23 protein-coding genes are annotated in these 26,945 nt (G+C 44.1%); 3 read left to right on the forward strand and 20 right to left on the reverse strand.

What is annotated here, in order from left to right; translation table 11 throughout:
- Window position 1: 1 nt before the first annotated feature.
- Window positions 2-1,444, reverse strand: a complete 1,443-nt coding sequence (gene ccoN, locus AABA75_RS10485; protein ID WP_338292558.1) for a cytochrome-c oxidase, cbb3-type subunit I — start codon at window positions 1,442-1,444, stop codon at window positions 2-4.
- A gap of 265 nt (window positions 1,445-1,709) precedes the next feature.
- Here ccoN and AABA75_RS10490 point away from each other — a divergent pair, with 265 nt between their 5' ends.
- Entirely contained in the window at window positions 1,710-2,129 is a 420-nt protein-coding gene (locus AABA75_RS10490) for a hypothetical protein (RefSeq protein WP_338292559.1), read from the forward strand.
- A 14-nt stretch (window positions 2,130-2,143) separates the two neighbouring features.
- Here AABA75_RS10490 and bfr (AABA75_RS10495) read toward each other — a convergent pair whose 3' ends face one another.
- Together bfr (AABA75_RS10495) and bfr (AABA75_RS10500) are read right to left on the reverse strand one after the other, a co-directional pair.
- A complete protein-coding gene (gene bfr, locus AABA75_RS10495) occupies window positions 2,144-2,611 on the reverse strand; it encodes a bacterioferritin (protein ID WP_338292560.1) in 468 nt (155 codons plus the stop codon).
- Window positions 2,611-3,084 (reverse strand): bacterioferritin, encoded by a 474-nt coding sequence (bfr, locus tag AABA75_RS10500; protein WP_338292561.1) that lies wholly within the window; start codon window positions 3,082-3,084, stop codon window positions 2,611-2,613. Before bfr (AABA75_RS10500) ends, bfr (AABA75_RS10495) begins: the two co-directional genes overlap by 1 nt.
- A 640-nt stretch (window positions 3,085-3,724) precedes the next feature.
- Here bfr (AABA75_RS10500) and AABA75_RS10505 point away from each other — a divergent pair.
- Complete coding sequence (locus AABA75_RS10505) at window positions 3,725-4,318, forward strand: hypothetical protein (RefSeq protein ID WP_338292562.1); 594 nt, start codon at window positions 3,725-3,727, stop codon at window positions 4,316-4,318.
- Here AABA75_RS10505 and AABA75_RS10510 read toward each other — a convergent pair.
- A complete protein-coding gene (locus AABA75_RS10510) occupies window positions 4,315-4,590 on the reverse strand; it encodes a DUF6150 family protein (RefSeq protein ID WP_338292563.1) in 276 nt (91 codons plus the stop codon). The two genes, AABA75_RS10505 and AABA75_RS10510, sit on opposite strands and share 4 nt — an antisense overlap.
- 242 nt (window positions 4,591-4,832) lie before the next feature.
- Here AABA75_RS10510 and AABA75_RS10515 point away from each other — a divergent pair, with 242 nt between their 5' ends.
- Entirely contained in the window at window positions 4,833-5,267 is a 435-nt protein-coding gene (locus AABA75_RS10515) for a hypothetical protein (RefSeq protein WP_338292564.1), read from the forward strand.
- A 34-nt stretch (window positions 5,268-5,301) separates the two neighbouring features.
- On the opposite strand, the gene AABA75_RS10520 is transcribed toward AABA75_RS10515, so the two are convergent.
- The 16 genes from AABA75_RS10520 to tssC are packed head-to-tail and all read right to left on the reverse strand — an operon-like array spanning window position 5,302 to window position 26,906.
- Window positions 5,302-5,802: a GNAT family N-acetyltransferase gene (locus AABA75_RS10520; RefSeq protein WP_338292565.1), complete on the reverse strand. Its 501-nt coding sequence runs from the start codon at window positions 5,800-5,802 to the stop codon at window positions 5,302-5,304.
- A gap of 46 nt (window positions 5,803-5,848) precedes the next feature.
- A complete protein-coding gene (gene tssA, locus AABA75_RS10525; protein ID WP_338292566.1) occupies window positions 5,849-6,955 on the reverse strand; it encodes a type VI secretion system protein TssA in 1,107 nt (368 codons plus the stop codon).
- Window positions 6,955-10,929 carry a type VI secretion system protein gene (locus AABA75_RS10530; protein ID WP_338292567.1) on the reverse strand — a complete coding sequence of 1,325 codons (3,975 nt, stop codon included), beginning with the start codon at window positions 10,927-10,929 and terminating at the stop codon, window positions 6,955-6,957. Before AABA75_RS10530 ends, tssA begins: the two co-directional genes overlap by 1 nt.
- A 1-nt stretch (window position 10,930) precedes the next feature.
- On the reverse strand, window positions 10,931-11,719 hold the full coding sequence (locus AABA75_RS10535) for a DotU family type IV/VI secretion system protein (protein ID WP_338292568.1): 789 nt from the start codon (window positions 11,717-11,719) through the stop codon (window positions 10,931-10,933).
- Between the two features lie 11 nt (window positions 11,720-11,730).
- The gene (tssK, locus tag AABA75_RS10540; RefSeq protein ID WP_338292569.1) at window positions 11,731-13,119 is read right to left on the reverse strand and encodes a type VI secretion system baseplate subunit TssK; all 1,389 of its coding nucleotides are present in this window, start codon (window positions 13,117-13,119) and stop codon (window positions 11,731-11,733) included.
- Window positions 13,119-13,616, reverse strand: coding sequence for a hypothetical protein (locus AABA75_RS10545; RefSeq protein WP_338292570.1), 498 nt, complete (start codon window positions 13,614-13,616; stop codon window positions 13,119-13,121). The genes tssK and AABA75_RS10545 overlap by 1 nt, the downstream gene beginning before the upstream one ends.
- Complete coding sequence (locus tag AABA75_RS10550) at window positions 13,613-14,017, reverse strand: DUF4150 domain-containing protein (protein ID WP_338292571.1); 405 nt, start codon at window positions 14,015-14,017, stop codon at window positions 13,613-13,615. Before AABA75_RS10550 ends, AABA75_RS10545 begins: the two co-directional genes overlap by 4 nt.
- Window positions 14,018-14,575, reverse strand: a complete 558-nt coding sequence (locus tag AABA75_RS10555) for a DUF3540 domain-containing protein (RefSeq protein ID WP_338292572.1) — start codon at window positions 14,573-14,575, stop codon at window positions 14,018-14,020.
- 1 nt (window position 14,576) lies between these two features.
- Window positions 14,577-15,623, reverse strand: coding sequence for a pentapeptide repeat-containing protein (locus tag AABA75_RS10560; RefSeq protein WP_338292573.1), 1,047 nt, complete (start codon window positions 15,621-15,623; stop codon window positions 14,577-14,579).
- The gene (locus AABA75_RS10565) at window positions 15,601-18,219 is read right to left on the reverse strand and encodes a DUF2169 domain-containing protein (RefSeq protein ID WP_338292574.1); all 2,619 of its coding nucleotides are present in this window, start codon (window positions 18,217-18,219) and stop codon (window positions 15,601-15,603) included. Before AABA75_RS10565 ends, AABA75_RS10560 begins: the two co-directional genes overlap by 23 nt.
- 4 nt (window positions 18,220-18,223) lie before the next feature.
- On the reverse strand, window positions 18,224-21,022 hold the full coding sequence (locus tag AABA75_RS10570) for a contractile injection system protein, VgrG/Pvc8 family (RefSeq protein ID WP_338292575.1): 2,799 nt from the start codon (window positions 21,020-21,022) through the stop codon (window positions 18,224-18,226).
- A complete protein-coding gene (gene tssG / locus AABA75_RS10575; protein WP_338292576.1) occupies window positions 21,019-22,035 on the reverse strand; it encodes a type VI secretion system baseplate subunit TssG in 1,017 nt (338 codons plus the stop codon). Before tssG ends, AABA75_RS10570 begins: the two co-directional genes overlap by 4 nt.
- Window positions 21,999-23,828 carry a type VI secretion system baseplate subunit TssF gene (tssF, locus tag AABA75_RS10580; protein WP_338292577.1) on the reverse strand — a complete coding sequence of 610 codons (1,830 nt, stop codon included), beginning with the start codon at window positions 23,826-23,828 and terminating at the stop codon, window positions 21,999-22,001. Before tssF ends, tssG begins: the two co-directional genes overlap by 37 nt.
- The gene (locus AABA75_RS10585; protein ID WP_338292578.1) at window positions 23,828-24,244 is read right to left on the reverse strand and encodes a GPW/gp25 family protein; all 417 of its coding nucleotides are present in this window, start codon (window positions 24,242-24,244) and stop codon (window positions 23,828-23,830) included. Before AABA75_RS10585 ends, tssF begins: the two co-directional genes overlap by 1 nt.
- On the reverse strand, window positions 24,244-24,789 hold the full coding sequence (locus AABA75_RS10590; protein ID WP_338292579.1) for an Hcp family type VI secretion system effector: 546 nt from the start codon (window positions 24,787-24,789) through the stop codon (window positions 24,244-24,246). The genes AABA75_RS10585 and AABA75_RS10590 overlap by 1 nt, the downstream gene beginning before the upstream one ends.
- 23 nt (window positions 24,790-24,812) lie before the next feature.
- A complete protein-coding gene (gene tssC, locus AABA75_RS10595; RefSeq protein WP_338292580.1) occupies window positions 24,813-26,906 on the reverse strand; it encodes a type VI secretion system contractile sheath large subunit in 2,094 nt (697 codons plus the stop codon).
- Window positions 26,907-26,945 lie beyond the last annotated feature (39 nt).

Raw genomic sequence — 26,945 nt, forward strand, 5'->3', positions numbered from 1 at the left:
CTTATGCTGGCTGAGCTTCTGCAGAGTCGGCTTCTTTAGTGTCCGCTGTTTCATCACTCGTGATGGTTTTGTAGCAGTTGTAAGCCATGATCAACATACCAACAACTACGAAGCAACCACCTAAGAATCGAATGAAGTAGAAGGGCATTGAAGCTTCAAGACTTTCTACGAAGCTGTAGGTCAAAGTGCCGTCGGCATTAACAGCACGCCACATCAGACCTTGCATAACACCAGAAATCCACATTGCTACGATATACAGTACAACACCCACTGTTGCTAACCAGAAGTGAACATTAACCAGTTTTAAGCTGTACATGCCTGGCTTGTTAAACAGCACAGGGATCAGGTGGTAAAGTGAACCGATAGATACCATGGCTACCCAACCTAAAGCTCCAGAGTGCACGTGCCCGATAGTCCAGTCTGTGTAGTGAGACAGGGCATTAACCGTTTTGATTGCCATCATCGGGCCTTCAAAGGTAGACATACCGTAGAAAGACAAAGAAACAATCAAGAAGCGCAATACCGGGTCTGAGCGAAGTTTATGCCATGCACCTGATAGCGTCATGATACCGTTGATCATACCGCCCCAAGAAGGAACGAATAATACAACCGACATCACCATACCCACTGACTGTGTCCAGTCAGGCAATGCGGTGTAATGTAAGTGGTGAGGACCAGCCCATATGTAAAGCGAAACAAGTGCCCAGAAGTGGATAACAGATAGACGGTAAGAATAAACCGGGCGACCCGCTTGTTTAGGTACGAAGTAGTACATCATGCCGAGGAAACCAGCAGTCAGGAAGAACCCAACGGCGTTGTGGCCATACCACCACTGCATCATGGCATCTACGGCACCGCCGTAAATAGAGTAAGACTTGGTAAGTGAAACCGGAACAGCAAGACTGTTACCAATGTGAAGTACGGCGACGGTAATTATAAAGGCGCCGAAGAACCAGTTGGCTACGTAAATGTGTGACACTTTCCGGATAATGACTGTGCCGAAGAAGTTTATCAGGTAAGCCACCCAAACCAACGTAATCAGAATGTCTATTGGCCACTCAAGTTCCGCATACTCTTTTGAAGCTGTGATCCCCAATGGTAAGGTAATCGCAGCTGCGACAATAATGGCTTGCCACCCCCAAAAGGTAAAATTAGCCAATTTATCACTGAACAACCTTACTTGTGAGGTGCGCTGCACCACGTAGTAAGATGTCGCGAATAACGCACAACCACCAAAGGCAAATATTACTGCGTTGGTGTGCAGTGGTCTTAAGCGCGAAAAGGTTAACCATGGCGTATCAAAGTTCAATGCAGGCCAGATAAGCTGTGCCGCAATTAGAACTCCAACGCCCATGCCAACGATACCCCATATTACTGCCATGACAGCGAATTTGCGGACTACGTCGTAGTTATATTCTGGATGTGTTTGAGTCATTTCACTCATTTTTTATACCGTCTTCCACATGTGTTGAGTGTTAATTTCTATGCAATTAATGCTAGCCGTCCCCGATTAACAATAGATAACTAATGAAAATTGTACAAATCGTACAAACATTAAGCTACATAATTGTAACAGGTTGTATAGGCGCGCAAATAATAAGGGTTTTGTCGCCAAAAAGATAGTTACAAAGCAACTAACTTGATCTTGATCAAATATCCTTTAATCTAGGCTAAGCCATTGATTAGTATTGTTAACTTGGTATTTACATTTGACCAAATTTACGCCATTTGCCGCGCTTATACTGCTGCTTGTTGCAGTGTCTTACTTTACAGGAAAAGATCAAAGCAACATTGAGCTACATCAAGCTTTTATTACGGAGCCAGAATTCCGGTTGGATATCAGCCCATGGCCTGTTTTAGTCGAAGAAGAAATCACGTTGCTATTTACTCTGAGTATGTCCGAAAAGCAGAAAATAGAGAGTATTTCAGCTCGGGTAGAGGGCGTTAATATGAATATGGGAGTGATTCCGGTCATCTGGTCAGAGGCGGATACATCTGGACAAACTATCGGCAGTTTTATGTTGGGGAGTTGCAGCGAGCCTGTCATGCGCTGGCAGTTGATACTTGATGTGCGGTTGACATCAGGGAAGAAAATCCAACGTATCGCTGAATTTTCCTCCAGGAGTTAATTATCGTTGTTTACTTACAACTGGCTTTGCAGATAATTCTGGAGGCCAATTTTATCAATCAAGCCGATTTGTTGTTCTAACCAGTAAGCGTGATCCATTTCAGTATCATCAATCAAGGTCTGTAACATATTTCGGGTCACGAAGTCCTGCTCCTGCTCACACAATGCCATTGTGTCTTTCAGCAGCGAATCCACGTGATATTCGATTTTCAGGTCATTTTTCAGCATTGAAGGCACGTCACTACCCACCATAATGGGGTCGCGCTTGGTCATGTCTGGTACGCCTTCAAGAAATAAGATCCGTTCTATTAGTAGTGAGGCGTGTTGTTTTTCGTCATCAAACTCGTGATCAATGCGTTCGTATAGCTTATTGAAGCCCCAATCTTGATACATGCGAGAATGAATGAAGTATTGATCCATGGCTGTAAGCTCATTGGCTAACAGTCGATTTAGTGCATCTATAATAACTTGTTTGCCTTGCATTATTCGTCTCCTATTTGAGCTTGTAAGTAGTTTTCAATACCCATTTGGCTGATTTGGTATTGTTGTGCCTCAATCCAGTCGATATGTTCTTCTTCATATTCCAGAATATCTGTGAGCAGATCCCGTGATACAAAATCTTTAGCCAATTCGCACTCGGCAATTGCGTTTTTCAGGGTAGGGATTTGTTGTAGCTGGAAGGTGAGATCACAGGACAGCATTTCTTCACAATGTTCACCGATAAAAAGCTTGCCTAGATTCTGTAAGTTAGGCAGGCCTTCGAGAAACAGGATGCGTTCCATTAATTTGTCAGCCTGTTTCATGTCCTTGATAGACTTTTTGTAACAGACTCCATTGAGTTGTTCGAAGCCCCAGTTTTTGAACATACGGGCATGCAGGAAGTATTGATTAATTGAAGTCAATTCAATGGTCAATACTTCATTTAATAAGCCTATTATTTGTTTATTACCTTGCATTACTTAAGTCCCATGCTATTTAATGAGAGGAAGTATAGTTGTAGAATTGCTAAAAATAAAGAAAAATCCTTATATAACAATGGGATAGTAAGTGTTAATGGTTCTTATTTAGTTCTCTTTTCTTATTTGTCTTCAGCGCAACTGTGCAGCTCATTTGACCATCATTAATGCAACAGGTGTTTTTGTTTGTATTTACTTGTTTGGGGAGTAAACTTCTGATTTAAAAGACCAGAGCGTGTTGACCTTTACTGTACGAAATTTGTTCTATATAAAAGCGCTTTAATCGCGGAACAGTCATACAGGCCTAGTGGTGCTAAGTCAAAGGGCTGTGACAAAGAGTAAAGCGCTTGTATGACGAACCCTTCGGGCAGCGCCTGTGTGCAATTTATACTGTGTTGAATGCTTTTGATTTATCCCTACATGGATGTAGGTGATTAGAATAACGCAGGAGCAGTTATCGAGAACCACTAGACCTTCAAGCATTCGCCTGGTCTACCAAATGCTGTAGGAACAGAATAGAACAGCTTTAGCTGGCCTGCGAAGCAGGTGAGCTACAAGGACGTAGCGAATAAATTGCACACAGACTGCTGCAAAATTGCACAGCAAAGGTCAACACGCTCTAATAATATAGGTAGATAGCATGTTGAAAAAGATAATTATCGCCGCGCTTTTAATTGGCTTCGGTTACACGCTATCTGTGTTCTGGCCGATGCAACCCGCCTGGCAAGACGAAGTAAAGGCACCCTTTAAAGCCGATGGCTTAATCGGAGGCTCTTTTGTTGGAGATTGGGTTGGGGTTTTGGAGGACCCGGTTGCGGAGGCGGCGGCAGAGGAGGAAGATAAAACGCAGTATGCTACTCAGCGAGACCTTCTCGTTAGTCCCATGGAAAGCGGCGTGACATTCTCTATTTTGTTGGGCGAATATGCATCTCAAGAGGCTGGTAATGCCCAACTGGAATCGATAGGTATTCTAGATGTCGCTCCTGTTTATATCCCTTACAAGAATCCGCTGGGTAATAAAGCGTTGTTACTGCTGCTTGGGGAGTTTAAAGACGAGCAAAGTGCTCAAATTCAGGAAAAAACCTGGGAGTCACAGTATGATGTGAACTTACAGGTGGTTAAAAAACCAGTACTGCCAGATCCTGAAGAAGAAGCCAAGAAGCAGCAAGCTGAAGAAACCGCAGAAGCGCTTGCTAAAATTCTCAATCCAGACACTACAAAGGAAAGTAACTAAAGCTTACCTTTGAGGCTGTGGTTAGTTTGCCATCCTGCATCGCCGGGATTCTTGACGAAATAAACGGTTAATGCCGCTCGTCCGCTTTTACCAAAATAAACTGTGCTGCTGGCATCAAAATCATTGTTAGTGATGTACCAACGTTCGTCACTCCAGGCCATACCCGGGGAACTTACGACGAAAACACATAAGTCGGCTTTGCCTTTATCTTGTGTTATATCGGCAATGATATCCGCTTCACTCATGCTAAATGTTTGCTGGATTTTAGGCATGTAGTTTCCTTTTTAAAGTGCCTTTATTTTAGTTCTTGATTGGTAAAAATCTATCATTTCATCACTGGAAATTAAATATCCGATGAAGACAATAAGTGTTTGCAAAACAGGCGTTTTGGGCCTATGGTGAGGGGGTAGCGGCCAGTTTAGCCACGAAACAGAGAATATTGACTTCTGTTTGTTCGATTGTGTAAGTGATGAATACTCAATCATGAAAACCAGCAACTCAGAACTAGAATTTTATGCGATACGGTGAACAAAGACTTGGTAGAAATCCGGTTAGGTTAATTGGTGTTAATGCGCCTTTTCAGCCGGCATTACAATTTGGTCGAGAATATGCCGCAAATGACGACCCCAGACTTCGGGCAAGTCAGTCTTGGGGGGGGGCTAATATGGAAGGCCGTAACAGTTCAGGGAATGCTATTCAGGAGCCTTTACCTACTCGTCAGCAAACGGCTCTGGCTCATCAACTCACTCCTCAAATGCAAAATATCCTGCGTGGCGGTTTACGTCCTATAGAAAATAAAGGGCGGGGTACGCAAGTTAAACCTGCTGAGCTGGATTCTGTGCATTTGGGTGAAGCCATAGGCAGTAGTGAGAAACGTGCGTCAACCGTCGCGGTTGCTGCAAGCCCTAATGGCCCTTCGGGTCTTAGACGCGTCGTTGGCGAAGTCTAGCTCTAATAACAAAGCATATACAAAGCCAAACGCTTTATTGTTCAGGATTTATTTCTTTGAACATATGAAGCCAGTTTTCGCCATCTATATATCCCGACACCTCTGACAGAATTTGGAATCCATTGTTCAGGTAAAACTGGTAGGTATGCAGAGTACTGGTCTCTAGTACTAAAGCCTTTCCTCCCATCTGCAATGCTAAATGCTCTGCCAGTGTCAGCAAGCGTTTCCCCAAGCCGATACCTCGCAAAGATTCGATAATGTAAAAAGAGTATATATATACCGCGTTCCAGCGCCTTTGAAGGATTAAGCCACCAACGAGCTCATTATCATCGGCAAATACATTCAAGTAGCCTTCGTACTCAATAGCGTAATAGCCTAATAAATTGGCTTCGTGCTGTGCTATCTTAGCTTCCAGAGGATGGTTGCGGGGTTTCAGCGCTTTAAAGCCTATATCAATCAAAAGCTTTTGCTGAGGTGCATCAAACACCTCCTGATATTCACCAAAATATTGTTCATTCGGGTCAGTTGAAGTCATTTTTTATAAATAACAATGATTTCTACTACCAATGGCTTCAATGCGCTTAACGCCTTTGAGCTTGTTTAGGATCTAACTCAAGTCCCATGACTTCGAAAATGTTGAGTTGTCCCTGATATTGAATGAACAGCTCTTGATAAAGCTCAGCAGTATTCATTTGCCCCCATTCTATGGCCTTATAAACCAGGTAGGGAACAGGACTATGGGGATCGTCATGGGATAAGTATTCCGCCGCTTCGGCCAATTTAGCATAAGCAGCTTCGCGATTTCGGATTGGTCCACCTGAACCATAAGATTGCGTATCGGGTCTGGCTTCATCTAATTCTTCTTCTTCCGAAGCTTGAGCCGCTTCCAGACCACGGTGTTTCACATGGCTATAGAGCGTATCGTGAATTTCTTCCAGCAGCGTCGTTAGCGCCGACAGAGACGGAGCATGACGACCACACAAATCGTCCAGAGAAGCAGAAAACTGCTCTAGTGCTACGATACCAAGTTTTAAGTCCGTAAATACTTCTTTGTAAAATTCTATCGGTGTAGCGATAACGGAGCTTACGATAGTCTGGGTTTGCAGCAGGTCATTCTGCAATTTTTTGCGTGTTTCTGGTGGCAATTGCTCATGTTGCGCTGCTAACTCCCAGTCAGACCAACTGTAGTAGGCGTCACCTCGAGTAGCAGTAATGGACAGCTGTTTTACGGTAGGCAGTAGCTTTTGATTTACCCAAACGATGAGGTTAGTGCGATACTCCAGATCATCGTCTTCAATTTCGGGGTAAAGTGTATCCCAAAACGTCTCGCATAATACCTGGATGAATTGCACGACTGGGCCAATTGCTGCAAATCCCCATTTGTTTATCTGTGCTTCTAACAGCCAGATGGCAATTTGCAAGTCTTTACTTTTAGTTTCCAGCGTTTCAAGCGATAGACGGGTAACCTCGTCCCAATCTGCCGATTTGAGGTCGTGTTCCCATTGTCCCATGGGGACTGATGCATCATCAGCAGTACGTGCCGCTTTAAGTGATGAATATATACTGTGATGCTTTAGGTATTCACCAGAAGGATTGTCACCGGGGATAGGTTGTAATAAGGCATCAACGGGAACACCGCACAATTGGCCAAAGCGCTCTTGTAAGATGTTGTTATATTCATCGCTCATCAATTGTTTCCTTTTAAAACCTTCGGTGCAAATTCTGGGAAATGTTCTGGCACGCTCAACGCAATTTTTTGTTTGCTCTCTGGATCGATGCCATACAAAGTAAATCTGGCAAAAGCACGCATCATGTTTGGTTGCGGAGCGGGGTGTTGTCCCGATTTGGCAGAAACACTGGCTTCAAACTTAAGTAATCTTGACTCAGCTACCAGAGATTCACTGTCTATTTCATTGGCTTGATAGGTATTCAGGAAGCTCAACAGACCCCAGATATCATCAATTCTGTAGTTGAGGAAACCTTGTCCGGAATTGCGACCATCGACAGCAAAGCCACGATAAGGAGATTGCGTTGCCCAACCAAGTGACATAGTCACTGGATCGTTTGGCGTCCAAAATACCGCTGTTGGAGCCCCAGGAAATGCCGTTCTGTATTGCCCTGAGGTAAAGCTCCATGAAGACAGATGTTCGGTAAACTGCGCGTATTCACTCATAACATTGAATTCGACTTCTACCTCTATACCGGCAGCATCTTTACCGGAAGCCAATAAGATATTTTCAAAAAGCAATGCGGTTGAATCTAACTTACGAATGAAATCTTGCGCTTCTTTATAGGATTTATCTTTCCAGGCCAATACTGCCATGCGTTGCACCAGACCATCTGCCAGTGGCTCGTATTGTTGTAAAAACTCACGCATTATTTTGGGTGAAACATTGCGCGCTTTGGCACGAGCAGTGAAGGGCGCTTTGTCAGCCAATAAATCGGTAAACAGGGTAGCAATTTGAGCGTATTCTTTTTTGATTTGATCGGCTTTAAAACTATTACAGTGCTGAATGGCACGCTCGATAATGTTTTTGTGACCTAAAGAAAATGCATCACTGCCTTCGGGCACCACCATTTCTGCGGTAGTAGCAAAGCAATTTGATTGATCCACGATTGCTAATTGATTGGTCATGAATTGGTTTAGTTGTTCAAGACTGTTAGATGGATCTTTGTTTTGCTCTTTATTGAGTTCGATAAGCGTATTTTGCCATTTACCAAACAGCTCATAGTTCACGTATTTGCCTTTGGTATTAAGCAAAAATACAACCAGTGGTTCAGCATACTCAAAGGCAATATTATTGGCTCGCTCCGCCTGAGCGGATAAATAATCTTGTAGTTGTCCGTCGCCATTGATACCAAACAGCACCGCATTGTACTGGTGGGCGCTCCATTTGGGCTTTTTAAGCGGTGTAAAAATGCGATTGTCGCGATAAAGCTTATCGACTCGTTCTAACAATTTAAAGGCGTGATCCTGACTGATTTTCAACAGCCAGGCGTGGCTTTCTTCAAATTCCAGTTTTTGATAAGCCAGCAACAACGCGAGAATGGAGTCCATGGACTTTCTAAAGTTACCCACTGCGGCGGACAAATATGCTTCCTGCTGACTTACAGGGCGTAATGATTCTGGTCTGAATTCTGCCACTTCTTCCACTTGCGCCTGCATTACATGGCGATTCATGGCGAATTGCAGTTGCTTTAGGGCAATTCCTTGAGCAAAGTATTTCTGGTTGTCTTTTACCTTTTTGTTAGGCAACCATACGCTTTGGTATTCTGTGCCAGCAAAACGCACATATTCGTCATAAAGCTCTATTGCGCGATTAAGCTGCTCTGTTGACCAGAAAAAATCTTCGCCGGTTTTCACATAATCATTAGCAGCCACCACATCCATATAACTCAGAGCATTGGTTTTCTCTACTGACTCGAACAGTGCCTCGGCATCAGGTGTTAAAGCCATTGGGTATTCTGTTTTGGCGTAAATCGACATGTAAAGCTCTTGATTGTCGCTTTCCATCACCTGAGAAACTGCTTGCTGGCAGTTGCTCAAAAATTCTTTTGCTGCTGATTTGTCTTTACCGAAATTATCGCTCAAAGAGGTCAAAGAATCGTGTATCAACATACATTCGTTAGGGGTGGCGTGAGACGTTAGCCAATAGTTTTCAAGATGACTCAACCACTCTTTATAAGTACTTAAACTTTGTGCAAACTCCGGGATCTTATTATACCAACTAATGACCGTGGGAAGGCTCTGCAATTGGGCGCTCAACTCGAAAAACTCCTTTGGCGCAGCGACTTCGTTGGCGATAACGTTTATTTCCTGGTTTGCCAGGGCGATAATGGCATTCCATTGTTGTTGGGTTTCCAACGGCGTGATGTCACAGAAAGTATTAAATCCAATGTCATTGTTGTTATTGGATATGGCTCGAATGTAAAGAGAAGAGTGTTCATAAAAGCTATCGGGCAATTTGGTTTCGTATAAGTAATCTACGATATCCGTGATCTTGCGTTCTGTATCAAGTGAGGATTGATGATCATTGGTGATCAAATCATATAACTCATCATAGCGGGCATAGCCCAAGGAAAGATCTTTTAACCAATCAGTAAATTCCCTGGCTTTGCCGAGGTTTTGTACATTATTGAGCTTTTCCTGCAACTTGCTTTGCATCTTGCACTGGAAGGCGGGGAACACCACTTCTCCGAATACATGCGAAGAAAAATAATCCATAATGCGATCATTAAAAGAGTTGTGCCAAGACAGCGGCATACTCAAATAGTTGATCTCACTAGCGTCCATTGCTGCGATGTGATCTAACACTCGATTTACGTGCGTGAGTCCGGTAACTTCTTCTATTTTTGGCTCGTTTTCAATAGCTCTAACAAGACTATCTGTCTGCTCATTTAACGCCATTGTATCCATTACTAACAAGGTTGAGAGCGCGGCAAAGGTGAAAATGGATGTGTACTGATAGGCTCTTAGACGACTGTTGCTGGATAGCAGTTTATTTTGTGGTGGGAAGGCCAGTCGATTTTCAGCAAATATTTTCTGTTCAAACAGCTCCTGTAAACAAATAAAGTGTTTTTCCTGCTCGCCAGATTCGGCATTGGTCTGGGTGTTCTGGCCTGCAAAATAAACACCGCGAAACATTAGTGGCATTTGTAGAGCTGTGTTGCCGAACAGTTCATTACAGATGATGGTAAGCGGGGATTCCATGGCATCCATACTATTGGCCAACAGCAATGCTTCTGTGGGTTTCGCCTTATCCAGCGCTTTGTCATTGCTGATTATCGACATTTGCGCGCTGCGCACTTGGTGGGAAACCGCGTTGACCGCCTCTGAAATCCAGCTGGATTGGTAGGGCTGCGAATCGTTATAGGGATTCGCCCAACCAAACTGTTGATGAATGTAGCGCTTTACTCTGTCTTGGGACCAAAAAGCGTCAAAACCTTGTAGTTGTTCAGCCCCGGTAACGATGAGATAAACAGGTAAAATAAACCCGACTTTTTGTTGTGTCTGCCAGACTTCCTGATAGATTTCAGTTGCCCAGTTTTCAAGCTCCAGCTTATCGAGTTCGTTAATTTTACTGATGGGTAATGTAACAATTATGCCGTCCAGGGGACGTTCCGGACGAAACTGTTTTAACTCGGAGACAATTTCTGGGGTCTTCTCATGATGAACAACACAACCTTGTTGGAACAGGTACCAGCTGTCAGAGTCATCTTTTTTTTGCAACAAGCGTTGTTCTTTCTTGCCTAAAAGCGATTCCAGTTCGCTGAGAAGCTGCTTGTCTGGTGTTATTTCACCACCACTAATCATTAGATAAGTGGGCAAGTTGTAGCGTTTCTCATGCCCTCCACTAAGCAGTTGCACGGCATTGACCAAGCCACCTACGACGTTAACTTTGGGTTTTGCTACCTGCTTGTCTTTTCGCTCTGCTGTAGCATCATCTGCTTTTTTCTTCCATCGAAACAGGTCGTCACGGGAAAAACTGATACGATTAAAACCCCGAGGTAGAAAGGGAATAACGATTTTGATTTGTTTTCCGCTGGCCAGAATCAGCAGAAAGACAACAATAATTATCAGTACTAACAGCCAGATGAGGTTGTACTCCCCAAAGAAGCCATCCAGTTTGCCAAACATGCGTTTTAATTCATTTAAATTCATGTTATTTGGTACTCGAACTGATAACCGAGGACAGCTCCTGACTCAAATCCATGGTCAAGACCCCCCAAATTCCGGCACCTAAAGCCAAGTATAAAATAAAAGCAAACAGGGTGACACGGTGCCATTTGGATAAAGGTGCCAGCCTTGCGGCTTTATCATTATTTCTGTTGTGCAAATAGGGTTGATGGAATAAGTGTTTATGAGACAAATCAACGCTATTGAAATCAGAAATTTCCACTAGCGAGTTCATCAAGTGTTCTACGCGAGATGAATTGTTAATTAACTTGCCTCTGAAACCTTGCCATAACACGGTTAGATAGATGTAGGCCAACTGCTTCACCTGTGGCGACAGGGTTTTACCCGTTACGTCTGATTCGATCATCTCTTCAATCCGCTGTACCAGCTTATGCCCAGCATTGCGGCTCGAATAGAGGGTTTTCTCTAGCAGCATACCTAACCAATCGGTTTGATGGGGCCAGGCAACCATACGTAGCAGTTGGTCGTCAATGAGCGCAACGAGTGCATATTGAGCTTGTACGTAAATTATGTACTGACCAGAAGAGGCGATAGTTTTTATTCTCTGCTCTTGAGCGGCTAAATGTTCTGTAATTTCGCGATGTACGTAGCGCGGTACATCTTTAATCTCTTTGCCTTCACGATCCGCGAGGTTTGAGCTGTCTTTGTAATGAGCTTCAACATCAACCCGCAGCTGATTCCAAAACGCCAGGCTCTCTTCGAACGCCCGGAGGATCAGTTGACTCTGCTTAATTGATGCTGGTGAAATACTCATTTATCTCTCCATCACCCTGATTTACGCGGTATAAACCAATTGATGACAGTGGGTTGATGCTCAGCCAAGGACTGGTCAGAACCGCTGATCATTAATCGGTGTTTCGGTGCAATAAATTCTCTGTCTACTTTTATCTCTATAAAAACTTCTTCATCGCCAGCCAGAAGTTTCAGGTTCTTAAATTCTTTAACTGGTAAGCGGTCCGCCCCTAGAGTACGAGACAACAACAATAACTCCCAATTGTTGTCTGTAGCTATCATGGCATTTTCAATCCACTGCTTCAGTTTGTCTGGGCTGGAGCCCTGAGCTTGTTTTAATGACAGATAAAACACGCCATCCTCAGGTAACTGATCAATTGCTACTGAGTACTCGTGATCATCGTTTAATTCGAAAGGAATACAGGTGAAGTCTAGCCTGATACTTTCCGTAATATCGGTTATGAAACTAAAGAGTGCTTTGAAAGTACCATCAATATCGTTGTGACGATATTCCGAAAACGACGGTGGCAATAAATCCGGGTGGATGATGGCCATATTACCAGCGAGATTCACCAGTGCCAGGTATAGTTGTTGTGGGTGAGTTACTTGGCTATTTAGCAGTACTTCTACCGTTGGCAAACAAGCTGTTAGATAGTGAATTCTTTGTCTTTGAACGGCGCTAACAATGCTATTTTGCCCTTGTGTATCGGTGAAGAAGTTTCTCAATCCAGTGGCTTTGGTTCGAATATCACCAAGCAGCGCTTCTATGTCTTTACCCAACTTAACCTGATAAGGCGCATCGACCTTAGGCACATAAAGAGTCGGTGGTGTGTAATTTAATATCTGGAAACTACCATCATAGGTTTTTTCCATCTTTAAAATGGGGAATGAGCGAAAGTTCGGAGACAGCTGCGAATCCACAAGCAATAGCAATCTGGCTCTGAGTCTGACCAGATCTATCTTGTTCTGAATATCATTTTGGTCGATAACCTTGCCTTCATTGACACTGTCATAGCGTTTTAATTCACTATCGACATCGCTGGCACAGCCGTCACTTAGCGCAGGGATTGCAAGATGCACGTGAAATGGTTTTTGAGGCTCAATATCGGGAATTTCTGACAACTGAATTGAAAGCTGCTTTAACCCTTCATTTTCCATGCTTTGTTGTTTTGAAATTGCGTGTTTTACCACAGTGCCATCAGGCATTACTGCGTGTACCTTATTCACTATCAACTGATCGAAAGTAACGGCGTCTTGGTCTATCTCCAGCTCACAAACACCCCAATAAAATGGGTTAGTGCGCTGAAGTTGATGGAACAGTGCTTGTTCAATGTAAATATTATTTTGTTGAAAATGCTGCGGAGATAACAGCATTCCTTCAAACCATTGAACCGGATCTGGCATGGGAGAAATATTCTTCATTATTCTTGGTCCTCTGTGGCGCCGCCGGGAGCTGCTGAAACCATAGTCATTTGAGCTGCATCAAAAACTAACCATGGCGTGGCAACCTCAGTGAGGACTGCTTTAGCATTGGGGTTATTGGGATAGTAGGCAAACGCAAAAACGCCTTTAGCCAAAGCGCTTCTCTCGGAAAAATTGTCTAATAACTCACTGTATCCGGGCACAATTTGCCGCTGGATTACATCCATATTGACTCCATAACTCGCAATATAACCCTGTCTTTCCTTAAACCATTGATCAGAAGATGTGCTGGTGAGCAAGGTAACCAGGTTTTCGTCGTAGGCAAAAACGATATCGACTGACACGGCATAATTCATTGCTGTTCCAGTGTTTACTTTTAAACCAACGCTTTCTACTGAGTTGCCGCTATACCATGGCATGTACTCATTCACCATCTCTACAGTAGAACAAGCACTAACAAATACCAAAGTCAAAGCTGCTAAAAACAGGTTTTTCATGTCAACACCATCACCTTCACCTGGCTTGGTGATAAATTTAGCCCGGGAATGTTGGAAAGTAACCCGTTTTGGCCACTTAAGTCTAGCATTCTGGTGCAAGGCATGCATTGAAAATAGGTTCTGAAACTGCCCAACAGGTTGCGTTTTGACCCCATAAACTGTTGGGAAACAATTCCCCCTAATGGAATTGATACTTCATTACCGTTACTCAATGCTGTCGTGGTCAATAGATTGTGCACCGGCATGCAAGTAATGAAGTGATTAAAGATAGTGGGAATAGCCAAGGTTGAAAAAGCAAAATTTGGCAACGGAATAGGGATAGGCCCAACAGGCGTAATTATTTTACACACATCGGGAAAGCCGAGGCTAAGAGCAAACATTTGAGTCTTACAAAACATCATTTACCCCATGTTAATCCGGTCCGCATCCATCTTGATGTCTTTTTCTGCAGTGATAAGTTGTTGAGTAGCATGACTTTTTAACAATTTTTCCGCATGGAAATCAAGGTGTTCTGACCTGTTTATTAGGTGTTTTGTGAACTGCACCAGTGTTCCATGGATCATTTGGCAGGCAGAGCGTGCACATTCGTTCAATTTTCCCAGTGCGACATTCAAGTTAATTTCTTTAATTGCATTGAATCTAATGCTATTTGAGGCATTCACTGTCAGATTGTCTGTGTTGATTTTAATGCTGGCATTTTGGGGCAGGGAAATTTCTCTTTCTTGCTGTTGCTCGCAATGCAGCACACTAATGATCCAGCCTTTGTTTTGATCATCTTTCCAGTACAAAACCGTGTCGCCTGCAACTGGTACAATCAAACAGCTAAGTGCTTTTTGAGTATTGATATGGCCATTAATTACGCAGCCTCCATCTTTGTTTACCGCCGTGACTTTGCCGGCGAATAGAGGGCGCTCAAAAGTGTTTTCTATAGCAATGTTGTCGTTTATTTGTGTTCCCATATCAGGCTTCCGCCTCCGATTTTGCCTGTAACTCGTCAGTTTTCCTGAGCATTTTTTTATTGTTTTTCTTCCAAAGAGTATTATCTTCTGCCAGCTTATGCCAGTTTGCGGCAGTAAAATCACAATTCTTCACAGTAGACCCGTTGATTTGCGCTCGCGACCAGTCGCTAAATGCCAGCTTGCAATCCAGCCAGGTTGAAGTTAGCCATTCTGAGTCTTGCCATAAACTTTTATCTGCATTGGCGTGTTCAAAACGCGTGTGCTGGCCGTTAGATTCGTTAAATATCGTTTCTGTTAGCTGGCACGTATTAAAAACAACTTGATTAAACTTAGCTTTTAGAAACAAGGCTTGCTGCAAGTTGCAGTGATTAAATTGACACTTCTCGAAGCTTGCTGCGATAAAATTATTGGTTTGCCATTGTGCTTCAGTGATGACACAGTTGCTGAATTGACTCTCATTAAAGGAACAGGCTTGCCAGCTCAAGTTATTCCAATCTTTATCCTTAAAAGAGCATTTCAGAAACAACCCACGTTGTACCTTACAGTTTTCAATATTTACTTGCTCAAAATCGGACTCATTCAGTACAAAGTTATTCATTTCAGAGCCTGCAAACAAAACGGATTCACTTTGCACCTGCATGAATGCACTGTCTAACCACTTTCCATTTTTGAAGGTAAATGATTTGATTTCCCCCTGAGTCAGAGCAACACGTTGAGCTTTAGATTTTTCAAAGGTTACATTTTGCTGTGCACAAGATGCGAATGAACTTCCAATGAGGGTACAGTTGTCGAATTGAGAGTTTTGCAGGGTAGTAGCATGCCAGGTGCAAGTGTCAAAGTGACAATCAACAAACTGACAGTCAATAAAGGTGCAACTTAAAAACGTACATTGTTGGAACTGCGTTTTACTAAAAGTCAGGGCGTTAAACACAACATCCTGAAAGGTAGCCATAGACAATTCAAGCTCACCGAATGCCACACCTTCGATTTCTTCTTGGCTGATAATACGATTGAGACGAGCCAGTTTAAGCAGCTTTTCGGTCGGCATTACGCCACCTCTTTTTAATTATGGGTTCAAGGTTTTCGGCGTCTTTGAAATTACTGTCGAAAACCGCTGCAGCAATGGCATCGGTTCGATAAAAGTTGGCATTTTTAAGTTGGCAATTATCTAGCAGGGTGGCGCGCATCAGTGCCGTGTAGAAATTACACTGTTCAAAGTTGCAATGGACAAATCGCGATTCACTTAATATTGATTGAATAAAACTACTACGTTTGAAATTTCCAAAGTGGAAATCAGAATCTCCCAAGTCGCACTGGTTTAGAGCCGCATCAGGCGCGTGCCAATATTTTCCGTTGATACGTCTGAAACCGCATTGCGCCGCTTTTACTTGCGTTAAACAAGAACCAGACAAGTCACCGTCGCCACTGAATTGGCATTTTTCCAATTCTGCTTGCGCGAAGTTGCACACGCGGAACAAGGATTCCAGAAACGCACAGCGGTTCAATTTGACGTTGCAAAATTGACTGAGGTTGAAGTTACAAGCCATGGCGATGAACATTTCACCCGTAATAGTGGAAAAGTCGCTGTCGTTACATTGACTATTAACCATACTTAACTTGCTAAACTGGCTGGCAACAAAACGACTTCGAACGAGGTTGGCTTCAAACACCACAACCATGCGCATATCACAACCTGTGAAGTTGGCATTCTCGAAGTTTGTTTTCATCAACAGGGCCTGACTCATGTCTGCGCCTGAAAAGTCGGGATAGTGACCCACAGCACTGCTTAAATTGACTTCGCTCAGTCGAGCCTTTTTAAAGGAGGCGTTACTGAGTTTGCACCCTAATAACGCTGTTTGAGCCAGATTGGCCGTGTCTAAAACGGTCCCCTCGAGATTGCAGTTTTCGAGGTTCGCCTGACTCAGGTTGATGCCTTTTAAATTTAAAAAGGATAAATCTGCACCGGACCAATTTCGGGCCGCCAGTAGTTCTCCATTGTTCAGGGCATTGAGGAAGATGGCTCTTTTTTCTTGAGCATATTTATCTTGCGGCCACTCTGAAATCGGCGTCATGCTATACTGTTGAGCTTTAAACTGCTGCTCTTCGAGCATTTTTAACTGCTCTTCATCAAGGTCCAGACTCTGACCTTTAGCCAGTGATTGAAGCTCTTCAATCTTATCCGAAGCATTGCCTTTGGCCTTGATTTCTTTCACCTGCTCGGCATCCAGTTGTTCTAACTGTTTATCACTGAGCTCCTGTGCTTCTTCTAACTGTTGCTGCATCTCCAATTGCAATTTTTCCGCTTCAGCTTTTTGTTTTGCCACTTCTTCCATCATAGGGCCAGCGTTAAACGACCCCCGTTTTATCGCTTCTTTGCTGATTAAAACCTTGCGTTGTTCCATCTCAGGTATTACAAATCCCGGAGGTAGGATACCCCCATTGGCTTCTTTGGCATCTTCCAGAAACTGTTCTTGTTGTTCTTTTTGCAGCGCTTCCGCCGCGGCTTGCTCTTGTGCTATTTCAGCTTCTTCAGCAGCAATTTGCTCTGGTGTTTTAAGCGGTGCAAGAGGAGCTTCATCTGACATGGCCTGTAAAGCCGTATCCGGGTCTGTTCTGAGTTTCAACTGTTGCTCATAATGAGCGATTTCTCTGGCTTCGTCTTGTAACGCTTCATAGGCGATTAAATTGGCTTTAATGTCGCGAGCATCAAGCTGAGATACTTCCAGTTGCCCGTGCCAAATAGCCGCACCGACATTAATATCGGGAAACAGCCAAACGGTATCCAGATAGAGCGGTATTTCTTTAAAGTTATCTTCTGCGTCGCTGGTCTGAATAAAACTACGGGGATAGACACCGGGCAATTTACCGTTAAACACCGAAGTACCTGGTAGCAGATTCGTTAAGGTGTAGGACTCATCACCGCGCAAATAGCCATTAAGCTGCTGATCTTCCCTGGCAGCTTGGAAAAGTCGAAAGTCGGTATCTGGTGCGAGATTGGGAAAGTGGTTTTCCAACCAGTCTTTAGTTTTGTAATTACCGTTGTATTGACTGCGCTGAGAGTGATTAATGGTTAAGCTGCCAAACCCTGCAGGGGGGTACTTTTTACCGATGCGCTTGATGCTGACTTTTTCATCCTCGACATTCGGAGCCGCAACGACTTTGTCTTCAATTTTGTGGCCGGTGCCGACCGGGTTGTCGTTGTAACCTTCGCCACCATAGGCCACCTGGTCATTGATGAACACCGATTCCCAAGGCTCGGCTTGGGTCAACTTATAGCCCATTAATCCTTTGTGCCAGTTGCGATTGCCGTTGATTTTCAGACGTTTTTCTATGTTTCCAAACTTGATACTTGCTATCGCCGGTTTATTGGATTCTGCTTCAGGATTCCAGGCGCTGCCAGCTAACATAAACTCAGCAGTAGGTTTAGGCATCACCATGTCTAAAATCTGAGTGCCGAGCTGTTCTTGCACCAACGGCCACTGCAGGTTTTCGGTAAATACGCCATAAGGGTTGTGGGGATCTGGCTCGGAAGGTTGTGTTCCCATCTCAAAAAACACCACCGGCGCAGACACAAAATAATGCTTGAACTTAAAGGTATAAGCTTTGTGTAATAAACCGATTTTTTGAGGTTTGATCACTTTCATCTGTTTATAACACCAATTTTGCGGCGCTGAGAATTTCCAGCATGGCACCCTCGATAGATAAGGTCGCTCTGTTGTCAATACTCAGGGTTGCGCCGCCACCTGTGATATTGACATCGGTAGCACTGCCGGTGAGGTTAATTCCTGTACTACTGCCCGTTAAATTAAGAGATGTACTGCTGCCCGTTAGATTTAGTGAGCTACTGGAACCGGTCAAATTCAGGCCACTGCTTGAGCCGGTTAGTCCTAAATTACTCGAAGAGCCTGTCAATGACAGGCCACTACTAGCCCCGGTTAGGGATAAACTGGAAGTTGCACCGGTTAGTGACAAATTACTGGATGCACCAGTTAATGAAAGACCCGCCTGAACGCCCGTTAAGCTTAGACTACTTGAGGTACTGGTTAAATTCAGTGAGGTGGACATGTTGGTAATACCAATACTGCTGGACATGTCAGTAATAGAGATATTGTTAGACATCGTGGTGATGCCTATGCCGTTAGACATATCCGTAATGGAAATACTATTACTGGTGCCAGTGGTACTCATACTGTTACTGGTGCCCAACGTACTAGTACTGTTGGAGGTTCCTACTGAACTGATACTCGTCGAGGTGCCAACGGTACTGTTACTTATTGTAGTCCCTACTGTGCTGGTACTCTCGCTGGTATCTATGGTGGAAATGCTAATAGAGCCACCGGTTTGGGTGGATTCTGAGAAGGTGCCGCCGGTTTGTACTGAGTAATTTTCAGACTTACCAATATGCAGGTTCTTGCTGTAGGTATTACCGTAAATCGCAGAGTCACTGTAATTGACGTATGCCATCATATCGCCGGGATCATCACCCAAGTCGGCGCCAGCGCCCATACGAGAAATCGAATGGCTTCGCTCTGTCACCGAATAACCGTATGAGCTACTCTCAGAGTAGTTAACACTATTGTAGTTACCACTGTTCCGGTGTTTTTCTACAATGGTTCGGGCTTTGCTCAATGAGGTTGTGACGTTGGCTCCAAAGCTAATGCTGGTATTGTCACCGTAGCTGGTACTGTAATTATTGCCAACATTGGTGGAGCAGGTGTAGTCCTCGGGCATGATGGTTTTATTGCCCTTGTTCTGCATTATCTGGGTAACTTCCGGGATTTCATTGTTATCCTGGCTGCGTGAAACGGTTACCCATGCACCGGTTTCCGGAATGGTTTGCATGTGCTCAGCAAGCTTAACCCAATGGATAGAGTCAGGATCATCGATAAAGTTGACGTATATCCCACGACAGTTGAATTTTTGCTGACCGTTGTCATCGTATTGAAAGTCTTTTTTGTCGTAGGCAAAACCGTCTTTTTCCAGGTACTTCGCTGAGCTGCCTTCGTAATCTGTTTCCCCATCGTGATCCACCACCAGTGCGAGAATACTGCCTTGGTTTTCTTGTGGTGGAGTAAAGGGGGTTGCGAGGCCGTTTGCATCCATGGCCTGAAAAGTATTGGAATAGTCGCCAGCGGCGCTACCCTGATGTTGTACTTGTGTCGCAACAAACTCTAAGCCATCTAGTGTTGGACAAATCGGCATATCCGGGTCATCGTCATAGCGTTCTTTTACGATGAATTTGTGACCCGCTTTAAGCTCAGGGCATGATGACGAGCCTGAAAACTCAAAGCGCGACGCCACCAGCCGGTTCATGTGCTCGTCGGTCAGGGTATTGATTTCTTTTTCTGATGCACCGTATTGCACCATGTTGAGAAACTCCATATTGAGTTTTTCTTTCTTGTTGGCCTTGTTGATGAACACTGGGGTGGCCATCGCGGTGTTTTGCGATTCCCAGGTAGCTTCTTTTTGAGCCAGTACGGTGGTGATCCCCGATGAGGTAAGGTTCTGCTTGTAACTAAACTGAGTGATGTAGTCATCCCGTTCCAGTGATTGCTGATGGGTGTAGCTCAGGTACAGCTCTTTCAAATCGTGGGTTTCTTCTACTTTGCCGGCATCATTAACTTTGTGTTTGTAAATACCGGTGTAGTAGGGTTGGTCGGTGATAATCATCTTGTGATGTTTATCATCATGTTCAAAATAATAAAACAAACTGACTTTTTGCATCAGCTTGTTGAGAAAATCTAAATCGGTTTCACCCGCCTGTAACCAGTCTTGTTTGCGATAACTGGCAAGCCCTCTAACCACTCTGGAAGGTTTCTTCTCCAATTCTTCTTTGTTGAACTCAATACTGTTTTCACTGAGGATCTCGATAATGACATCCAGAATCGTTTTTTGTGAGAAAAGACGGTAGTTGTTTTGCAGTGAAAGTTTAAATATTGCTGGTTTCAGGTTAGCGGTATATACACCGCGCTCAGCCATGGAGAAGTTACTGATTATGCCATTGAAATACAGTACCGGGCGGTCGTTGGGGTACTCTCCCTCGTACATGTCTTTTTGGGTCTCCGGCAGGCCCATGCGAATACAGGCCTTGGCTCCTAAAATCTTTTGAAAGTCCAGTTTTTGAGAAGTAACACCGCCTTCACTTAGTAGAGAGCCATACTTACCCGCCAGTTCTTTTCCCCAAGGACTGTTGATGCCAGAAGAAAAATAGGTGTTGGCCCTGAGATTCAGAGTGAAATCAAACATTTGAGACAGGGACTCTTGACCAGAAAAATTCTGCAGTCGCAATGTCTGGTCATCGATAATGGTGCCGTCATCCAGCTCTATATAAAAATCCAGGCTACAGCGAGGAGCTGGCGGGGTATCTGCCTGTCGGGTGCCGGGATATTCTGTGTAATCAATTTTCTCTGCAATTTGGGTAGTGTTCTTTCCCGTGTTGAATTTCACGCGATGTCCTCCCAAAATTGATTTTTGAGCGTTGGGATCACCGTAAATTTAGGCAGATTCAATGTTTTACCCTGACCAACATCAGATTTTAGCCAGCTGGATTGCCCTAAAAACATTGAAGATTTTTGGCTGAGTTGCGATTTGGGTAAACATTCCCAATCCAGTTGTAGTCTGACGTCTATTTCGTAGCGACCATCGGTGAGGTAAGCGAGCATAGATTTTAGAACTTCGTGAAGATTGCCCTTGGGCATCAAACGACGGCATTGATCAATGTTTTTTAAAGTAAGCAATAACCCTATTTTTGCCTGGTTATCCCAGTGTTTTTTGCCCAAGCCAACACCTGAGCCTAAGCGAGCGTTGTCTTTCCCCAATCGGGTTTGCCAGGTTTCTGGTAATTTGCGCCAGCCACCCTTACAGGGTTCAATTTCTACTTTGCAATCGAACATACACTCAATGATTTGTTTCAATGATGAATAGTTTTGACGATTGCCAATTAACAGTGCAGAGAAAGTAAGTAACTTCTCTTGAGTAATGGGCAAGCGTTTGAATAAATCAAAAGTACTTAGCCCCGTTAGAGATTCCAAGATATTAAAGATTTCACTGTTGATACTGATGTCGTTAAACAGCATCGGATCCAGCTGCTTTTTGATATCAAATAACAGATGCAACAGGCGATTATTGAACAAATCCAGGAACGCTTCTGGGCCTCGATTACCACGCGACTTTTGTTCCAGCAACAAATCGTTGTATACGTCGGGCAGTGGGCCTTGCTGGCCCGTTAGCGCATAGCCATTTACCTTAACTTCGGTAACCTGTTCATCGGATTTCAGGTTGGCGATGAAATTGGGCATAAATGCCTGTTCGTTGACCGCTTTATATCTTATTTGTGGGATACCTTCTTCTTCCCGTACAACACACTCAAGTACGCGAATCGCTTGATAAAAATTGAATTCTTCTGCCTGACCTGTTAACAGATCTAGGCAAGATATTTGTGACCGCTCAGGGGTTTCCACTGATAAACCTTCTTATTGCCGACCATTAATTCCAGTCGGACGAACGAGTTGATATGGGCAAACAATGCCAAAAACTGGTTTAATACAGAGCCGAATAAAATCATGCTGCTGCCTTCAAACTTACGACCGTATAGGGTGAGTTTGAAGTTAACGCCATGATAGTAGCCTCGCCAACCACTTTTTTGAACCGGAAACATATCATTTTCAGCTGTAAAATTTTCAATGCTCTCGATTTGGCGCTGTGCAACGTTGTTGTCTTTGCCGGCATAAAGGTTAAGAATAGACGTCAGTGAGTCTTGTGCTAGTTTGGGGTCAGTTAAGGACACATAGTACAAGGACAGGTGAGAAAGCACCTTCCACATGTGTTCTGAGTTGGCCTTTTGCGAGCGATATCGGGTAGGGCGGGTAAGTAGTTTGGCCGACTTAATCGGTGAACTGCCAATAACCGAGAACTCCTGTCCAATATTAAATAGTTCACTCCAGGTGCGATTACAGCAAAGTGTCTCTGCGTAAAGCGTTTCGCCTATGGGCACGTCTCTTACAAAGGCTTCACTAAATACCGACAACCAGGTTTCCGTGCCGGGTGTCTTGGTTTTGTGGCTGGCCTCTGTTTGCGCTAACCAGCGAAAGTCTGAATCTTTGTGATCACTTCTTACAATAGAAAAATAAGGTTGTAGTTCTTTAGATTCGCCGCGGCGATTCATGGAAAACACTTTGTCAACGCGATATATCTCAAGACAGTCGTAGTTTTCTCTGCTGGGGAACAGCTTGTAACGATAGTCTTTGTGAGTAAGCGGTAATGGTTCAGAGGTCTTCTTAAACAGATTTACCACAGGTATACAGTTGAGTTTTAAACTGTTGCGCGACAGGTTGATATTCTTTGGAACCGGCTCATCAAATACCAGCATCAAACGCAGAGATTGATTGAACTGTACTTGCTCCATACCATCCACTTCGAAAAACAAGAATTTTTCTGGGAAGTGGAAGTAGTCAAATAACAGTGAATAACCTAAGTCTTGCTGATTTGTGCAAGGCATAGTGCGTTCGTCGTCTTCATAGCCACAGAATTTGAGGTTGTCCTTGCCCAGCGTTGCCACCCGTTCATTATTAGCGTCGTATACAACGGCACCGACAAAACCTTTGGCAAGGACATTATAAAACTGGTGCTTGGCGTTATCATCGAGATTAATGAAAAAACGCAGCGGCTTTTTCATCATCAAGCCATCTGCTGCCGCCTCTGGTGAAGGCACCAGGTTAATATCAATAATTGATTGGCCAGTTTTAAAGTGATTGCGAATGTAGTCTTCCTGATTTATGGGAAACTTAGCAATACTGTTAACCTTGAGAGGCCACAAGTTAACGGGATGACAGGAAGAAAAACGGCACTGGTTTAAACGTGCGGTCGCTTCCGTTTTACCGGTGACGTTTATGGGTTCAAATTGACGTTGGCCATTGAACAAATAGCCGTTGTCAAAATCGGCAGAAAAACCATCAACATCGCATTCCATGATCGCCATGGAGGGAATTGATGATACAAGCTGAGGGTAGAGTTGTTGCAATAGAATCGCTGGAAGCTGTTTAGTCTCTGCTTCCATATTTTGGCGCAGGCGACTGGTCATCCAAGCGAAAGATTGCAACAGTAGCTCAATGTGCGGATCTCTGGATTTGCCTTGGTTAAGCGCCAGTTCGTCTGCAATGGCGGGATAATCGCGGGCAAACTCTAAGGCGTCACTGCGCAATTCAGCCAGCTCAGATTTAAAATAATCTGTTAGTTGATCTCGTGAGTTGCTCATTACTTAACTCCAGCGACGCTCAGGGTATGACTAAAGTCCTCTCTTACATCTGCTACTTTAATTTGACCTGATACCGCTATTCTCTTAGGACTTAGCGGATTTTTGTTGCCTGTCAGGCTAACTTTGGGATTGATAATTCGTGGCTCGTAGTTCTTAACCATTTCGAGTACTTGCTCCATCAGCAGGGTACTGTCTTGACTGTTAGCTGCGTAGTCTACCGGACTATCAATGCCAAAGTTAAGTATCGATTTCTCACCTTTATGACCTTTTCTAACGCCATCAAACCAAGAACGACCCGATACTAAACGTTGAAGCTCCTCTCTGATCGACTCCCGCAGGACACTCATTTTGCCAAAGGTATCCTCTGGCATTTTGAGGTCAGGCTGACAAAGCCGATCAAAGAGAAAGCGACGCATTACATTGGTCCTCTGTTACGCGCCACGCTCCAGCTGTATACAAAGCTACCGGTGATCTGAGCTTGACTGTCTTGATGCGAAGTCGTCCACTCGATATCGGTAAAGTTAAGCGTGATTTGCTCAGTAGCCATGTCATTTGGATGTGACTGGGCTTCTACTGAACTGATCATGCAGTTATACAGTTTAACGGTCATGATATTACCGATGATTGAGTTACCGTCACCATCCATATTTGCGTTGCGGCAAAGGAAGATTTGAGTCGGCTCAGAACCGTCATCAATCGGCGCTGCTGACAAGCAATGCTTGTACAAAAGCGGAGATGTTTTATCCAGGTACTTAACCGCCGTAATATCATTTAAGTTTGGACGACCTGATGTACGCGCTGCGTTACTCACGTCGGTTGTCATTTGCTGTTTCATGCCGAAGTGCATGGATACCAGTTCAATACAACCCGACAGATCATCACCTGCGTCTACCAGCTCACCATCAATTAAGCTGGCGCCAGCAAGGTCTTCCAAACCTGGTTTTAATAATACTAAATCCATAACGATTTCCTCTTAACTAGTTATCAGGAAGGAAGATCTGCAACCAGTCGAATCGACGTGGATAGTTCTTCTAACTGAAAATGGGGTTTCAGGAATACTGTCGCTCTGTAGGCGCCTGGCTTTCCTGGTACATCAGTTACATCGATACGTGCTTCACGTAACGGATACTTAGCCTTAATGTGCTGGGGCGGCGTATCGTCTAGCAGTACGTATTGTGCGATCCAGGTGTTTAGATAGTTCTCAACGTTTTGTCGCGTCATGAAGCTACCGATCTTTTCACGCATGATGACTTTGATGTAATGAGCAAATCGCGATGCAGACATTACGTATGGCAGCATTGATGAGATGCGCGCATTCGCAGTGGCTGAATCAGTCAGATACATCTTAGGTTTGTTGGTGCTTTGTCCACCAAAGAATGCAGCCTTATTAGTGCCCTTACAGTGACAAATTGCCATAAAGCCTAAGTCGTTAAGCTCTTTCTCACGACGGTCGGTGATAGCTACCTGAGTAGGGCAGTTCAATTCGACGTCGCCGCTTTCGGTTTCAAATGTGTAAGCAGGTAAACCTTCTACCAAACCACCACCTTCAACACCGCGAATAGCAGCTGTCCAGCCGTGTAGGGAGAACGCATTTGTAATACGCTGACCTAAGATATAGGCGGGGTTACTCCACAAAATCTTACGGGCGTCTACTTGCTTAAGCGTCTTCTCTGTTGAGTTGCCATCTTCGTCGGTATCGACCAGGGTTACTGCGACATCTTCATCGAAGTAAATGCCTTCAACCGGGTTGTTTTCATGATGGTACGGCAGACGCATCATAACTTTAGGCAAGGTTAGTGTTACGTAGCGAGAATCTTCACTTTCGCGGAATGCGCGCCATTGAATTAATTCAGCACTCTCAAATAACTTGCTTAAGTCGCGAGGTTTGTAAAGGTTTGAGAAATCATCCATATCGAATAATTTCGCATAAGCTGATGCAATGAATGGTGCGTGAGCTGCAGCAGCAACACCTGAAATCATTTCCAGGAATTTAATGTCGCGTGCAGTACGACCAAATTCAAAGTCACCTAACAATACGCTGTAGGGTTCGCCACCGAAGGTACCGTATTCTTCTTCATAAATGATTTTGAATAGGGCGCTTTGGTCAAACTCAACCGCTTTATCCAAATCTTTGAACAAATCCTCATAAGACACGTTCAACAGGCGGATTTTAAGCTTGTTGTTAGTTTCTGTGTTCATTACCAGAAAGTGCAAACCTCTCCAGCTGCCTTCCAGCGTCTGAAAATCATCGTGATGAATGATTAGGTTAAGTTGCTTGCTGATAGTGACATCTTTTTCAGCGATACGATGAGTCAACATACCACCATGGTTGTAATCCGGATTGTCACCTGTTGGGATCAAATCGTCTTTCACCATGATTTGCTCAACATATTCTGCAATCAGTTCAACTGCATAGGGTTTTTGAGCATCTTCAAGAATCATCTGGCCTTCGCTTAGCATGCGAGCCATGGTTTGACCGTCTTCTAGTTCTGCAGCGTATGCTTCTAGAACCGCAGCCTCATAAGCTGCCTGGTCAATTTTGCCCGCTGCACGCTCAGTGCGAGCAGTCTCTACAGCTTCTTTGGCACCAGCAACTGAAGCTTTTAACGCATCGCCTTTTTCAGAATCTGATAACAGTTCTGACAGGATGCCATTAAGGCCATCGTTACCATCCAACTTAGCCATAAAGTCACGCAAGCGGCTACGCTCAAGGTAGATTGCATTGAGTTTAGGTACTCGTTGAACAACGACTACAGGATCAAAGTCGTCGATGTGCATGAAAGGCACATTAACAGACAATTCGCCTGACTCGTCTGGAAGTGTATTCGGTACACTGAATTTCACTCGAGGTTCGATTGACTCAAGTACCTTGTTGAAGTTATCGCGATCAATCTGAACCATTTTACGGTCCCTGAGAGGGGGTAAAACTTTATCAGATTTTGCAGAAAGAGGAGCAATAACACCCACGATAAATGGGATCTCCTTTTTCTCCAACGCGCCGCCCGTTTCTACGTCATAGGTAATTTGTACCCGAGGTGGGCGAACCCTGCTTAGTTTATGTTGTATGCTATTCGACATTCGACTAGCCTCCGTTGATAAAAATTAAGCGTTAATTCG

The organism is Planctobacterium marinum, from assembly GCF_036322805.1.
GTDB lineage: Bacteria > Pseudomonadota > Gammaproteobacteria > Enterobacterales > Alteromonadaceae > Planctobacterium > Planctobacterium marinum_A.